Genomic DNA, 12,909 nt, shown 5'->3' on the forward strand with positions numbered 1-12,909 from the left:
ATGAAGTCATCAGCCGGATAAAAAGGAGCTCTGTGTCAGGAGCCATATGGCTCATAGATTCTCTAGGCTAGCCTATCCATCCCTGGTTTAGTTCAGTTGCAAGAAGCTGCGCAGATCTGCAGCAAATTTCTCCGGGTTCTTGAACGCCAGGAAGTGGTCGCCTTGCTCGGCTTTGGTGTACACATGAAGCACCGAGCCCTGGATGACCGAACTCATCCAGCGCTGGCTCTCCAGCCAGTCGCTGTACTCGCCGGTGAAGATCGCGGTCGGCACATTGATCTTTGATTGAATCACGTCTCGCCAGTCGTTGGTTGCGTGATCGAAAAGCACCTGTGCAGTAAATGCCATGTCATCTGTAACCGCTTGTTGGACGAGGCTGATGACGTTGTGGAAGTAGGGCGAATCCATGGCCATTGCCCGCTCGACAACCCGACTACCGGAAACGAGCATATTGGTGGCGGTGCCTTGCGCATAGGATGCAATCATTCGCTCGGGCGAGGTTGTGAACGCCCCAGCCTCCAGCCGCTCTTGCTCCGTCCAGTCGGCATGGCAATAAATCGATGGCGCCTGATCAATGATGCTCAGTGTACGAATGCCTCGGGTACCGAACAGATCAATGTAGGCCCACATCACAGATGCGCCCATGGACCAGCCGCAGTAGTTGGCCTGCGACACGCCCAGGTGATCGGCAAACTCCTTCACGTCCATGGCGTACCGGGAAATGCGATTACCAAAGGCTACACGTTCAGAAAAACCCTGGTTTCTCACGTCCAGCACATACACGTGGTAGTGCTTGCTCAAGATGTGCATCAGGTGAAAGTACATCGCACCATTGGCAGACCAGCCGGGGATGAAAATCAACGGTTGTCCAGTACCTGCTTCCCAATAGCTAAGGTTGATGGCATCGCTTGTGGTGAAGCTGCTTATCTTCAGATCAGTAAAGTCTGAAGTGCGCAACGGCTGCCCAATGATCTCATGAGGGAAGTAAAAATCTTCCGCGAGCATTGTGTTGAGAGATACATCTTTCAATGGGTAATTCAAGAAGGAACACCTGCAAGTTGAAATGGCGATGGATATGTCTTGGCATCAACCTTGGTCTTTCGAAGGCAGTGTGATTTGGACCTTCGCCAGCGGGTATCAGTGGTATCGACCCAGAATAGGGCTTGAACTGCATCGGGATAAATACCCAAAATGGGGCAACATTCGAAACGGATCATTTTTAATGGATCGGTTAAGCAGTATGGCTGCGTTCGTCAAGGCAGTTGAGATGGGCTCGTTCAGTGCTGCCGGGGATTCGATGCAGATGTCCGCGCAGTTGATTGGCAAGCATGTACGCCATCTGGAACAGCATCTGGGCGTGCGGTTATTGCATCGCACGACCAGAAGACAAAGCGTCACCGACTTCGGTCGCGAGTTTTATGAGCGCTGCAAGATCATCCTTGCAGAGGTTGAAACCGCCGAGAACATGGCGGCTGAGACACAGGCAACGCCCACGGGGCGGCTTCGGGTGAACGCGCCGGTCAGCTTCGGGATGCAGTCCCTGGCACCTCGATTGCCGGGGTTCATGAAGGCCAATCCCATGATTAGTGTCGAATTGACGCTGGCCAACCGTGCCGTCGACGTGATCGATGAAGGTTTTGACGTGGTGTTCAGAGTGGGTCAGCTTTCCGATAGCGGTTTGATTGCTCGTCCCTTGGCGCCTTATCAGTTGGTTCTGTGCGCAGCGCCTTCCTATCTGCGGGATAAGCCAGCGATCAAAACCCCGTGGGACCTTCAGGATCACGAGTGCCTTGGCTTTTCTCACACAGAATTAAGGACCCATTGGACGTTCGAGGGGCCTGAAGGCAAGGTGATCGTTCCTGTGAACAGCCGGCTGATGGCTGATCACGGTGAGCCACTTCTGTGCGCGGCGCTGGCGGGGTTGGGAGTCTTGCTCCAGCCGGTAGAGCTGGTACGTCAGGCACTGCTCCAGGGCGATCTGGTTCCGCTCTTGCCGACTTATCCCATTCCCTCACGTCCTTTGCATGTCCTGTATGCCCCGGACCGCCGGTTGACGCCAAAACTGCGAAGCTTTCTGGATTTCGCTGTGGCTAAATTTGGTCCTGATGCGGTGAATCCTCAGGTGTTTTGAAACACTCTGTTTTGAATGCATGCCCAGAACCGACATTTATCCAGTGGTTTTAAAGCTTTAGAGTGTCGGATTGCTTCTATACATGCTGTGGAAGCTCCAATAGGGTGGGCTATGTTCTCCCGATCGTGATGGAGTAAAAATGAAAATCGAGTTGAATGCCAAACGTGCGCTGGTCACCGCGTCAACCGGTGGAATAGGTTTTGCGATTGCCAAAGGGCTCGCTGAGGCCGGCGCAGAGGTGGTGATCAATGGCCGCAGTGAAGGTTCTGTCAACGATGCGGTGGCCAAACTATCCAGCGCTGTGCCGGGTGCCACCATCACTGGCGTGGCCGCAGATCTGGGCTCCCCCAATGGCGTTGAAACGCTGGTGCAGGGCGCCGGGCATATCGACATTCTGGTGAACAATGCCGGGATCTATGGCACCCAGGATTTCTTTGAAACTGGCGATGACGTCTGGGACAGCTATTGGCAGACCAACGTTATGTCGGGTGTGCGTCTGAGCCGCGCACTGTTGCCGGCAATGGTTGACCAGAACTGGGGCAGGGTAGTGTTTGTGTCCTCGGAGTCGGCACGCAATATCCCGGCGGACATGATTCACTACGGCGTCTCCAAAACCGCCCAGTTGGCATTGGCGCGCGGCTTGGCCAAGCGCGTCGCCGGTAGCGGTGTGACCGTCAATAGTGTCCTGCCCGGGCCGACATTGTCCGATGGCGTTGCAGGCATGATGCAAAGCGAAGTTGAGCGTACTGGCAAATCCCTCGAGGAAGTCGCAAAGGCATTCATCGCGGAGCATCGCCCCAGCTCGATCATTCAGCGCGCTGCAACCGTCGAAGAAGTCGCGAACATGATCGTCTACGTGTGCTCGCCTCAGGCGTCAGCCACCACGGGCGCGGCGCTCAGGGTTGATGGCGGCGTGGTCGATGACATTGTTTGACCTGATCGGTTGATGCGCACTTGGCATCATCGATAGACGGTTGTAGCAGCTGATACTTCTATCGCCGACTGTTGAAATGACTCGGCGGGGTCGGTGGCAGAATTGCCATCGATCCATGGCGCAGGGTTGCAGGCAGCAGGCGGGCTTCGGTAGCTGGCGCGATAGCGCTCAAATCGATCAGTCGTGATCGCCTGACTTCCTTATCCCTTTAAGCGCGTATTCATGCAGTTACACTCCATGAAGTTCATTGGAGATAATTTCTCGCAGAGATACTCAGGTGCTAACCGGTAGTTCGGACGGTCGGTTGACCCAATGGCTCACGCCGAGACAGAACAGTAGAGCCAGCGCACAGGTGATCATTGCATTGGACAGACCCTGAGAAAACGCGGTGGGTTCTGTGCTGGTGATCATTGCACCAAACACGGCAACACCAATCACGCCCCCCAACTGCCGTGCTGATGCCATCAAGCCGGATGCCATACCAGCATCATCCTTGGAGACAGATGACAACATTGAGTTGGTGATCGACGGCACCGACGCTGCGCTGCCAATACCCACAATCATCAAGGCAATGTTCAAGTACCAAAGCGATGAGTCTGGAGTGACTCTGGATAGCGCCAGAAAACCTATGACCTGAATCAAGAAACCGGTGGTGATGATGCACCGCGCACTCACGCGTTTGGCGATACGCGACGACACCATGGTGGAGAGGGTCAGCACCGCTGTCAGGGGTATAAAGGCGAGGCCTGTTCGAAACGCGTCATAGTGCAGAAATGATTGGAAGTAGATGCTGAATACAAACACCGTTCCGTAGAACGTGAGATTGATCGCCGCGCCGGCCAATGCAGTGGTCGCCAATATTTTGTTTTTGGCCAGGCGCTCTGGCAACAGCGGGTGTTTTATCCGGCGCTCGATCACTACAAAGGCAATTGCGCACACCATGGCGATTGCCATGGTCGAGACAGTTTCGGTGCCCCAGCCTTTGGCGCTCAACTCGGTCAGCGCGTAAGTCAGCGATGCTAGACAAACTGCAATACTGATCTGCCCCGGCACATCGACTTTATGCTCAACGCCAGGGGATGCCGGGGCGTAGCGCATGACAAGTCCGATCGCCAGAATGCCGATAGGTACATTGATCAAAAAAACGCTGCGCCAGCCTAGATACTCGATTAACAGGCCACCCATGACAGGGCCAGCAGCCAAGGCGATACCTCCGCAGGCTCCCCACATCGCTACGGCGGACCTGCGCTTATCAGGATCCTCGAAAGCCAGCCGTATCAGTGTCAGAGAGGTCGGGACCAATAGGGCGGCTCCGACACCCTGAATCATTCGCATGCCAATGAGCATGCTCATGCTATTTGACAGGCCACAGCTGATGGAGGCGAGGGTAAAAACCGCAAACCCGGAGGCGAAGACGGTCTTGGCGCCGAACTTGTCGCCCCAGGCACCACCGAGAATCAGTAGCGCGGAGAACGCCATGGCGTAACTATTAATGACCCATTGCAAGCCGGTGAGATTTGTATCGAAAGCCGTTTTCAGCGCACCCAGACCGACGTTGACCACGCTGACATCGAGTTGGACTACCAGAAATCCTAAGCAGGCCGCGATTTGTATCGCAGCCAAGGAGGTGGTTTTTGACATGGTTTTACTCTGCTTTATCGGGGGGAGCGATGCTCGGCTGACCAGCAAACCCATGCGACCGCATGCAAGAGCGAAACGCCGACAAGGTCGGCGTCGGTGTTTGCTAGATGAACTCAAGCACTTCGCGAACGGCTTTACGTGGCTTTTGCGGCCAGTTCGTCGAGCCTGGATAACCGACAGTTACCAGCATGACCGGGATTTCGGTAGCCGATAGATTGAATGCTTCTGCGACCGCCGCTTGGTTGAAGCCGATCATTGGCGTTGAATCAAGACCTTGGCCTTTAGCGGCAAGCATTAGCGTCATGGCGGCGAGCGAGCCTGAGCGAATGGCTTCGTCGCGCTGCAGTTGCGGGTTTTCAGAGTACATACCCTGAGCCGCGCCCACCCACATGTCATAGATGGCTTTGTCGATGATGCCTGCATCCATTGATGGCTTCAGGGACGCCGGAATTGTTTCGTGCGGATTCAGGGTGCCGCAAATAATGAAAGTGACTGCCGAATCCATCACCTTCTGTTGGCCATATGCCAATGGCAGCAAACGTGTTTTGGCTTCTTCGCTACGTATGGCTATGAATCGCCAGTTTTGAAGATTGAATGCGGAAGGCGCGTGGGTGGCCAGATCAATCAGATCCGCGATCTCTTGATCTGACAGTTTGCGCTCGGTGTCGTAGTTGTTGGCGGAAATCCGCGACTTGATTACATCAGCAATGGCAGACATGGTGCTCTCCATGCAGTAAGGGGGGAAGTAAGCGCAGCCCCAGTTTTTTTGCAGTCGAGTCTGCGCAGATCAAATCAATCAGCGGCTGAAGCCGTCGAACGGCGTCATGTACACAGCACCGAACGGATCCAGGCGTTTACGGATCTCGGCATCAGGTGTGCCGTACACGACCAGGCTGGTGATGGTGCACAGTTCCAGGAAGCGTTTGCCGAACGGAGCAAAGGTCTCGTCCACGTGGCTGACCACGGATTCGACGTTGTAGCGCTCAAGAATATGCGCAACGCTTTGGTCTTCGTTGACGCTGTNTGACGCTGTACTCGTAAACCAGTGTGCCCGGCTCAAGCTTGGTCGCGGGAACGATCTGAGCAATCAGCGCTTTGAACTCTGGAAAGTCGCCGGGTTTGATTGCGAGGGTGAACAGGCAGGAAATATGTGGATGCATGGGGATCTCTTCCATCGTCGGCGTTAGAAAACGCCAGGTGAGGATGCATCGCTGATCCAGCCGATGCATTGATACGGTCGATGCAGTCTCTGGGGTCAGGACTTCTCGGGCGCTTCGCCGAACAACTTGCCCGAACCTGCCCAATCCGATGGCGCTACGTCTTCGAAAATAACGTAGATGTATTCGGCTGGCGTGCCGGTGTTTTTGACGATGCTTTCGGTAATCTCAGCAGCCACGGTGGCTTTCTGAGCGTGCTCTTTACCTTCGAACCAGCTAACGCGTACTACGGGCATGAGGTATTCCTCTTGGGATAAGTAACGTGGTCTGAAGTGATCAGTCCGTGACATGTTGCCATGCTAGGGTAGAAGCGTCTGGCGATAAACCGCCTAAAACTCTAAAGTGGGTAGACTTATTGTCTACTGACTAAGGCCGTCATGATTCCCATAGACTCGTTCCAAGGCGTTATCACCTTCGTTGTGGCTGCGCGCTCGAACAGCTTTACCGAGGCGGCCGGGCGACTGGGTATTTCGAAATCGGCTGTCGGAAAATCTATCGCCCGCCTTGAAGGGCGCCTGGGAGTGCAGCTGTTTCATCGATCCACCCGTCGAATTTCTCTTACTGCTGATGGCGATGCGTATTTCATTGCTTGTTCAACTGCACTCGAAGAAATTGGTGCTGCGGAGAGTGGGTTGGGGCCTGGGACTCGCGAACCATCTGGCCGATTGCGCGTAGATATACCCGTGGCATTCGGGCGCAGGGTTGTAGCGCCCTTGTTATTTGAAATCGCTAACAAGTATCCCGCGCTGCAACTCAACATGACGTTTTCTGATCATCTGGTCGATCCGATTGAAGAGGGCATCGACCTGCTGGTTCGTTTTGGCGAACTCAAAGATACCAGCGGGCTGGTTGCTCGCCGTCTTGCGCGACAACGCTGGGCTATCTGTGCTTCGCCGAGTTACCTGCGTCGTTTCGGCGTACCGGACACTTTGGAGGATCTGAATCGTCACCATTGCATTGTTGGGCATCGACGAGGTCAACCACTCTCCTGGCGAGTCAGGCAAGGTCAGGAAACCGTTCGCTATGCGCCACCCTCCACTCATCAGATAGGCGACGGCGAGGCGATGATCCTCGCTGCCGTGGCGGGGGTTGGCCTATGCCAGATGCCGCGCTGCCTTTTTAGGGACGATCTTGACGCAGGCAGGCTGGTAGAGGTACTGGAAGACTATGAGCCTGAACCTGTTGAGGTCCATGCTGTTTGGCCCAAAGTTTCGCATTTGCGGCCCAAGGTGAGGTACGTGGTCGATGAGTTGGTCCGGGTATGTGAGGACTGGCAGTAGCAGGCAAGGAGAGGGCCTGACGCTGGTTTTTATCTGTAGGTATACATCCATGAGCCTGCTGATGCAGCGCGGAGCAATAGTGGGTCGCCCTTTGCTTTACACCGTCGCCCTGATTCCCCTGCCTCTTTCAGGCTGGTATTGGAGTTCGGTAGCAGGCCAATGGTGTTTACGCTTTAAATACGCAGACACACCATTGCTCTTAGTGCTGCAGGCTGGTTCCCATACTGACTAACAACATCTTAATAATCATAAAAAAAAATTAACTCTCTTGGCGCACGGTTCCCCAGGCACGGTATCGCGACCTCTGTGATTACCGGCCATCCTTCGTACTTTGGGAATCCGCTATGACGACTGTGCATCAGATCCTGCGCCACTTCCTCACTGTTCCTGCATGCTTGGCGAGTGCCCGTTGGTGCGCTGGAGCGCTGTGCCTGGCGCTTCTACCCAGCGCATGGGGGCAAAATGAGCAGGACAAATTTAAAGATGGCGGATCACAGTGGAGCATGGGCCTCGGTGCAGCAATGGAGCGTCGGGCTTACCGCGACTTTGATGACAAAGCTCAGCCCATCCCGATACTCACTTATGAGAACAAATGGATCAGTCTGGGCTTCCCTAGCATCGATATAAAACTCCCATCGGTTGGCCCGGTCAACTTTCGTCTACGTGCGCGCTACGCCAATGATGGGTATGAGGACAACGACTCGCCTTACCTGGACGGCATGACGGAGCGCAAAAACAGCATTTGGCTTGGCGGAGCGGCCATCTGGCGTAATGACTTAGTCAATTTGAGCGCCGAGGCTTTGGTCGACGGCTCCGGAAATAGCAATGGTTCAAGGTTTAAATTGCAAGCAGATCGGCGCTTTGCAGCCGGCGCCTGGGGTTTTACCCCTCGCGCAGCGGTGCATCTGCTGGACAGCAATTTTGTCGACTATTACTACGGTGTGCGCCCTTTGGAAGTGCGCGCTGAACGAGTGCAGTACAGTGGTGAATCAACAACCAACTTTGAGTTGGGGTTGCGTACGGACTATTCCTTCAGCTCCAAGCAGATGGTGTTCCTCGATCTGGGCGCAACTTATCTGGGCAGCAGCATTAAGGACAGCCCACTGGTAGAGCGAGAGCAGCAAACCGGTGTACGTGCAGGTTACATCTATCGATTTTAGGCCTGGCTGGCAGGTTCTTAATGAAAAACTAACGATGATCCCTCAGGATTAACGATCTGCTGCTCTTGAGGTCAATGCCATCCCATGCACCTACTCCTTGTAGAAGATGATGTCATGCTCGGCGAGGCCATCTGCGATGGCGCTCGCCAGACTGGATGGAGCATTGATCATGCCTGCAATGCTCAAGCAGCCCGAATAGCCTTGGTAGACCATGCCTATGCGGCCGTAATGCTGGATATAGGATTGCCTGGCGAGTCAGGGCTGACGGTATTGCGGTCGATGCGTCTTAACTGTGACGCTACTCCGGTGTTGATACTGACGGCTCGCGGGCAATTGAGTGAGCGTATTCAAGGTCTGGACGCAGGCGCAGACGATTATTTGGTCAAGCCGTTTCAATTTGATGAGCTGTGGGCTCGGTTGCGCTCTGTGCTACGTCGCAGCCAAGGTCGCGTCATCCCGCTGTTTACTCATGGTGACGTACAAGTTGACCGTACTCGCAGGCTAGTCAGCAAGGGGGGGATGGATGTGCCACTCAGCGCCCAGGAGTACCGCACGTTACTCGCATTGCTTGATCGTCTTGGCCATGTGGTCACCCGTGACTACTTGCAGGACAGGATTTATGGCAACACTAACCTGGTGGAAAGCAACACCATTGCGGTATTCATCCATCAATTGCGGCGCAAACTGGGCGACAATCTGATACGGACGGTGCACGGGCACGGCTACATCATTGGGCTGCCAGCGTCATGAAACCCAAATCACTGCATGCTCGAATGATGTTGGTTATAGCCGTCGTGATTGTGTTTTGCTGGGTGGGGGCGCTGGCCATACTGTCCGCCTACTTCACCCACAACACCACCAGTACCTGGGACGAAAAACTGAAAATCATCGCTACCCAAATCCTCATGACGATACCAGCCAACAGCAAATTAACCGCCAGGCAAACACCGGGCATGCAACTGAGCAATCCGGCACTGGCTGACAGAGAAAATCTGGTTTTCCAAGTCTGGTTCAGGCAACGAGATTTGATCGCAAGCACGCCTAACTCGCCAAAAGAGGCTTTGCGTCCCGACTTTTTCGATGGCGCTACCTCAAGTGTCATTGGCGGCAAACGCTGGCGTGTCTACTCCGTGGGAGACAGTACAGGCCTGGTCAATGTGCAAGTCGCAAATCTGCACAGCATTGTGGATCAAGAGATTCAGCATGAAACGTTGATTTCAGTCGGGCTCGCTACCTTACTATTACTGCTGGCGGGGGTGTTGATGTGGTTTGTAGTTCGCAACACCCTGACGCCTGTCGTGGCCTTGGGCAAGGCTATGCGTGAGAGACGCAGTTTCGATCTAACACAGTTGCCGGTAGCTTCATTGCCCCAAGAGCTTCATTCACTTGTAGCCTCCTTTAATCACATTCTCCAGCAGTTGGACGAGGCGGTTGAAGCCGAACGTCAATTCATCGGCAATGCGGCACATGAGCTACGCACACCGCTTGCCACTCTGCAGGCACAAGCTCAGATAGCCCTGCGTGCACCACTGGCAGCCGACAAAGACGTAGCGTTATCGAAGTTGCTAACGGTTGCTCAGCATAGCTCACGTCTATCCGAACAGCTGCTTGACTTGGCCCGCCTCACGGCTGGTACCCGAGCGCCAAAGCACGGCTTCGCTGATCTGAGCGAATTGGTCCTGCACGTCGCGCATGAATTTGATATCTACGCAGCCCAGCAAGGCCGTACCTTGTCACTGGATATTTCCCCTTGCATGGTTCGTTGCAGTATTGACGAAATAGGAATTCTTCTGCGCAATCTCGTAGATAACGGGCTGCGCTACACCAAAACCGGGGGGCACGTAAGCGTCAACTGTGGTTACCGAAGAGGGCCAGATAAGCAAGTTTACCTCGAGGTCGCAGATAACGGCCCTGGGGTGCCGGCTCCAGAGCGAAAGTTAATATTCGAGCGATTCTATCGCGCTGTTGGCACTGAGAAGGGAGGCAGCGGAATTGGACTGTCCTTGGTTGCAGGTATTGCCCAGAATCATCGCGCTATCATTGAAACCGGACAAGGGCTGAACGGGAGTGGACTGTCCATATGCGTCATATTCCCGGATATCAGCGCCGACGGCCCAGCTTCTTTCCAAGAGCTGACTCCGTCGTGTCTGTAGCAGCCGTATGGCTACCTCGCCAGAGGCAGGCTAAGTGACTACGCCACGCGGCTATCGAGCCGGATAGTCTGCTACGACTTGCTCTGCGCCAGATTTGGTCAACCCGATGATTTGGTGGGCACTGCGCCGGTCACCTGATTCCATGCCGGGCGATCCCATCGGCATGCCGGGGGCGGCGACGCCGATCAGATCCGTTCGCCTGCTCAGCTCGGCGATTTGTTCTACAGGTACATGACCTTCCACAAACTTTCCATTCACAACGCCGGTATGACAGGACCCCAGTTGTGCCGGCACGCCTAACTTTTCCTTCACCTCACTCATGTTGTCTTCAAGGTGATCTATCACGGTATAGCCGTGCTCTTGCAGGTAAGCGATCCATTTGCTGCAGCAGCCACAGTTCGGATCTCGATGAACGTCGATGGACAACTGCGGGGCTGCCTGTAGAACAGAAGCAAAACCGATGATTGCCGCGGCGGTGAGGATAAAAGCTTGGTTTTTAACTGAAAGCAGGCGCATTGATCGTACTCACAGATGTTTTTTTGGGAAAGAGGGTGGGGGAAATACAAAGTGAACGCAGTGAACTCACGCAGCTCGCTTTCAACCGCTACACGACCTCCATGAAGCGTCATGATAGAGCGGACGATGGCAAGCCCCAATCCCGTGCCTCCTTGTTGGCGGGAACGACTTGGATGAACCCTGTAGAAACGATCAAACAGTCGAGGTAAATGCTCGGTTTCAATCCCGGCGCCCTCGTTGCGTACCGCCAGTGCTACTTCATCAGCATGCCCGACGAGCATTATCGTTACGGTACTGCCGGGAGTGCCGTGCCGTATGGTATTTGAAAGTAGATTCGATATCGCTCTCTGGATCATCAGTCTGTCGCCCTGAGCGCAACCGCTGCCCTGGACCTGTAAGAACATAAACTTCTCTTCAGCTGACGATGCAAAAAGCTCAATGATGCTCATGATCTGCATGTTTGTGCTCTTGATCGTGGAAGCCATCATGCTCAAGTTGAATGGTGCAGTGACCAATCTCAAATTTCTCACTGACTGAGGTCGTCACCTGAGCCAGGATTTCTTGTCCATTGAGGGATGTGCGTGGAATTACCAGATGCACGCTCATCACGTTTTTGCCGCTGGTGACCGACCAGACGTGCAGGTCATGGATCGCTTTGACCCCCTCAACCGCCACGATGGTTCGCTCGACCTCTTCCAGGTCAATCCCATTTGGAACACCCTCCAGAAGCACATTCATGCTTTCACGCAAGAGCGTCCAGGTTCTTGGCAATACCCACAAGCCAATGCCTGCCGCAACGAGCGAATCCATCCATGCCCAGCCGGTGAAGCGGATCACCAGTGCCGCAACAATGACACCTATCGATCCAAGCATGTCGCTCCAGACCTCCAGATACGCACCTTTTACATTAAGACTTTCACCACTCGCCGCCCCCAATAGCCGCATTGAGACCAGGTTCACCACAAGCCCCAGAATAGCGACAACCAACATCCCTGTGGATTGAATAGGGGCAGGGCTCAGGAGCCTTTGATAGGCCTCGTAAAGAATGTAGATCGCAACGAAGAAAAGAAGAATGGCGTTAAATACCGAGGCCAGGATCTCGAATCGCGCATAACCAAATGTGCGGTTGCGATCTGCAGGACGTTTTGCTATCTGCAACGCCATAAGCGATATCGCCAGCGCAGCTGAGTCGGTAAACATGTGTGCCGCGTCGGAGAGAAGCGCCAGACTACCTGTGATCCACGCACCGATAATTTCCGCGATCATGAATCCGGTGGTCAGGCCCAGCGCCATCAGGAGTTTTTTCTCATGACCTGCACGTACTTGGCCATGGCTGTGACCTGAGCTCATTAGAGGGTCCTTTGGTAGGGGGGTTAAGTAAACAATAGAGCCTGTGTCAGGACACATCAGGCAGGCAGGACGTTCGCAATGCAATCTATAAAATAAGCGCAAAAAAAAGCGCCCCGAAGGACGCTTAAAGATTCACCTTGACCAAAGGAGCTGTGAAGCTACTAAAGGCGAATTGTATGGAGCAAGGATTTAACCTTCTGACTTCTTCATTTGTTCAGCGCGAGATTTCTCGTCAGCGCTGACGAGCCGAGAAGCTTCGCTGCTGTGGTCATTGAAGCGAGTTTCTTGAACGAGGCGCATCTTTTGCGCGGCCTGGCTCGCACGTTCACTGCCGCCCTCAGCCAGTACAGCCGTACAGGAAAGGACGGTGGCTGTGAAAACCAGCGACTTGATCAGATTCATGGTGATTACCGTATAGGTGAAATGGCAGAAACCAGAGGAACGCTCAATCGCACCTCAGGAATTAAGAGTGATGGTAAACCCCGAAAGTTAACGAGAGGGTGAGTGAAGGATGACAATACTGTTAG

13 protein-coding genes and 3 pseudogenes are annotated in these 12,909 nt (G+C 54.2%); 7 read left to right on the forward strand and 9 right to left on the reverse strand.

Annotated elements, in window-relative coordinates:
- Nucleotides 1-87: 87 nt before the first annotated feature.
- Entirely contained in the window at nucleotides 88-1,041 is a 954-nt protein-coding gene (locus tag AFK24_RS06255) for an alpha/beta fold hydrolase (protein WP_065832403.1), read from the reverse strand.
- 181 nt (nucleotides 1,042-1,222) lie between these two features.
- Here AFK24_RS06255 and AFK24_RS06260 point away from each other — a divergent pair, with 181 nt between their 5' ends.
- Complete coding sequence (locus AFK24_RS06260) at nucleotides 1,223-2,131, forward strand: LysR family transcriptional regulator (RefSeq protein WP_065832404.1); 909 nt, start codon at nucleotides 1,223-1,225, stop codon at nucleotides 2,129-2,131.
- Between the two features lie 139 nt (nucleotides 2,132-2,270).
- Nucleotides 2,271-3,065: an SDR family NAD(P)-dependent oxidoreductase gene (locus tag AFK24_RS06265; RefSeq protein WP_065832405.1), complete on the forward strand. Its 795-nt coding sequence runs from the start codon at nucleotides 2,271-2,273 to the stop codon at nucleotides 3,063-3,065.
- A gap of 273 nt (nucleotides 3,066-3,338) precedes the next feature.
- Here the strand turns inward: AFK24_RS06265 and AFK24_RS06270 are convergent, their stop codons facing one another.
- From AFK24_RS06270 to AFK24_RS06285, 4 genes and pseudogenes are all read right to left on the reverse strand, one after another.
- Entirely contained in the window at nucleotides 3,339-4,706 is a 1,368-nt protein-coding gene (locus AFK24_RS06270) for an MFS transporter (protein ID WP_065832479.1), read from the reverse strand.
- A 103-nt stretch (nucleotides 4,707-4,809) separates the two neighbouring features.
- Nucleotides 4,810-5,424, reverse strand: a complete 615-nt coding sequence (locus tag AFK24_RS06275; protein WP_065832406.1) for a nitroreductase family protein — start codon at nucleotides 5,422-5,424, stop codon at nucleotides 4,810-4,812.
- 78 nt (nucleotides 5,425-5,502) lie between these two features.
- Nucleotides 5,503-5,866: pseudogene (locus AFK24_RS06280) on the reverse strand (putative quinol monooxygenase).
- A gap of 95 nt (nucleotides 5,867-5,961) precedes the next feature.
- Complete coding sequence (locus tag AFK24_RS06285) at nucleotides 5,962-6,159, reverse strand: tautomerase family protein (RefSeq protein WP_020291262.1); 198 nt, start codon at nucleotides 6,157-6,159, stop codon at nucleotides 5,962-5,964.
- A gap of 141 nt (nucleotides 6,160-6,300) precedes the next feature.
- Here AFK24_RS06285 and AFK24_RS06290 point away from each other — a divergent pair, with 141 nt between their 5' ends.
- The 5 genes and pseudogenes from AFK24_RS06290 to AFK24_RS06305 all read left to right on the forward strand — a co-directional run bounded on the left by AFK24_RS06290 (nucleotide 6,301) and on the right by AFK24_RS06305 (nucleotide 10,516).
- On the forward strand, nucleotides 6,301-7,203 hold the full coding sequence (locus AFK24_RS06290) for a LysR family transcriptional regulator (protein WP_065832407.1): 903 nt from the start codon (nucleotides 6,301-6,303) through the stop codon (nucleotides 7,201-7,203).
- Between the two features lie 46 nt (nucleotides 7,204-7,249).
- Nucleotides 7,250-7,357: pseudogene (locus tag AFK24_RS31500) on the forward strand (cytochrome b); the annotation flags it as partial.
- A gap of 190 nt (nucleotides 7,358-7,547) precedes the next feature.
- Complete coding sequence (locus tag AFK24_RS06295; protein WP_080482051.1) at nucleotides 7,548-8,363, forward strand: MipA/OmpV family protein; 816 nt, start codon at nucleotides 7,548-7,550, stop codon at nucleotides 8,361-8,363.
- 84 nt (nucleotides 8,364-8,447) lie between these two features.
- Nucleotides 8,448-9,113 carry a response regulator transcription factor gene (locus AFK24_RS06300; protein WP_065832409.1) on the forward strand — a complete coding sequence of 222 codons (666 nt, stop codon included), beginning with the start codon at nucleotides 8,448-8,450 and terminating at the stop codon, nucleotides 9,111-9,113.
- Nucleotides 9,110-10,516, forward strand: coding sequence for a sensor histidine kinase (locus AFK24_RS06305; RefSeq protein WP_065832410.1), 1,407 nt, complete (start codon nucleotides 9,110-9,112; stop codon nucleotides 10,514-10,516). Before AFK24_RS06300 ends, AFK24_RS06305 begins: the two co-directional genes overlap by 4 nt.
- Before the next feature lie 51 nt (nucleotides 10,517-10,567).
- Here the strand turns inward: AFK24_RS06305 and AFK24_RS06310 are convergent, their stop codons facing one another.
- The 4 genes and pseudogenes from AFK24_RS06310 to AFK24_RS06325 form a co-directional block, all read right to left on the reverse strand.
- Entirely contained in the window at nucleotides 10,568-11,032 is a 465-nt protein-coding gene (locus tag AFK24_RS06310) for a DUF411 domain-containing protein (RefSeq protein ID WP_065832411.1), read from the reverse strand.
- A 38-nt stretch (nucleotides 11,033-11,070) separates the two neighbouring features.
- Nucleotides 11,071-11,475: pseudogene (locus tag AFK24_RS29720) on the reverse strand (ATP-binding protein); the annotation flags it as partial.
- Nucleotides 11,468-12,382: a cation diffusion facilitator family transporter gene (locus tag AFK24_RS06320; RefSeq protein WP_065832413.1), complete on the reverse strand. Its 915-nt coding sequence runs from the start codon at nucleotides 12,380-12,382 to the stop codon at nucleotides 11,468-11,470. The gene AFK24_RS06320 and the pseudogene AFK24_RS29720, both read right to left, overlap by 8 nt.
- 189 nt (nucleotides 12,383-12,571) lie before the next feature.
- Nucleotides 12,572-12,784 carry a hypothetical protein gene (locus tag AFK24_RS06325; protein WP_065832414.1) on the reverse strand — a complete coding sequence of 71 codons (213 nt, stop codon included), beginning with the start codon at nucleotides 12,782-12,784 and terminating at the stop codon, nucleotides 12,572-12,574.
- Between the last annotated feature and the right edge of the window lie 125 nt (nucleotides 12,785-12,909).

Origin of the sequence: Pseudomonas syringae (assembly GCF_001698815.1) — a bacterium.
GTDB classification, from domain to species: Bacteria; Pseudomonadota; Gammaproteobacteria; order Pseudomonadales; family Pseudomonadaceae; genus Aquipseudomonas; species Aquipseudomonas syringae_A.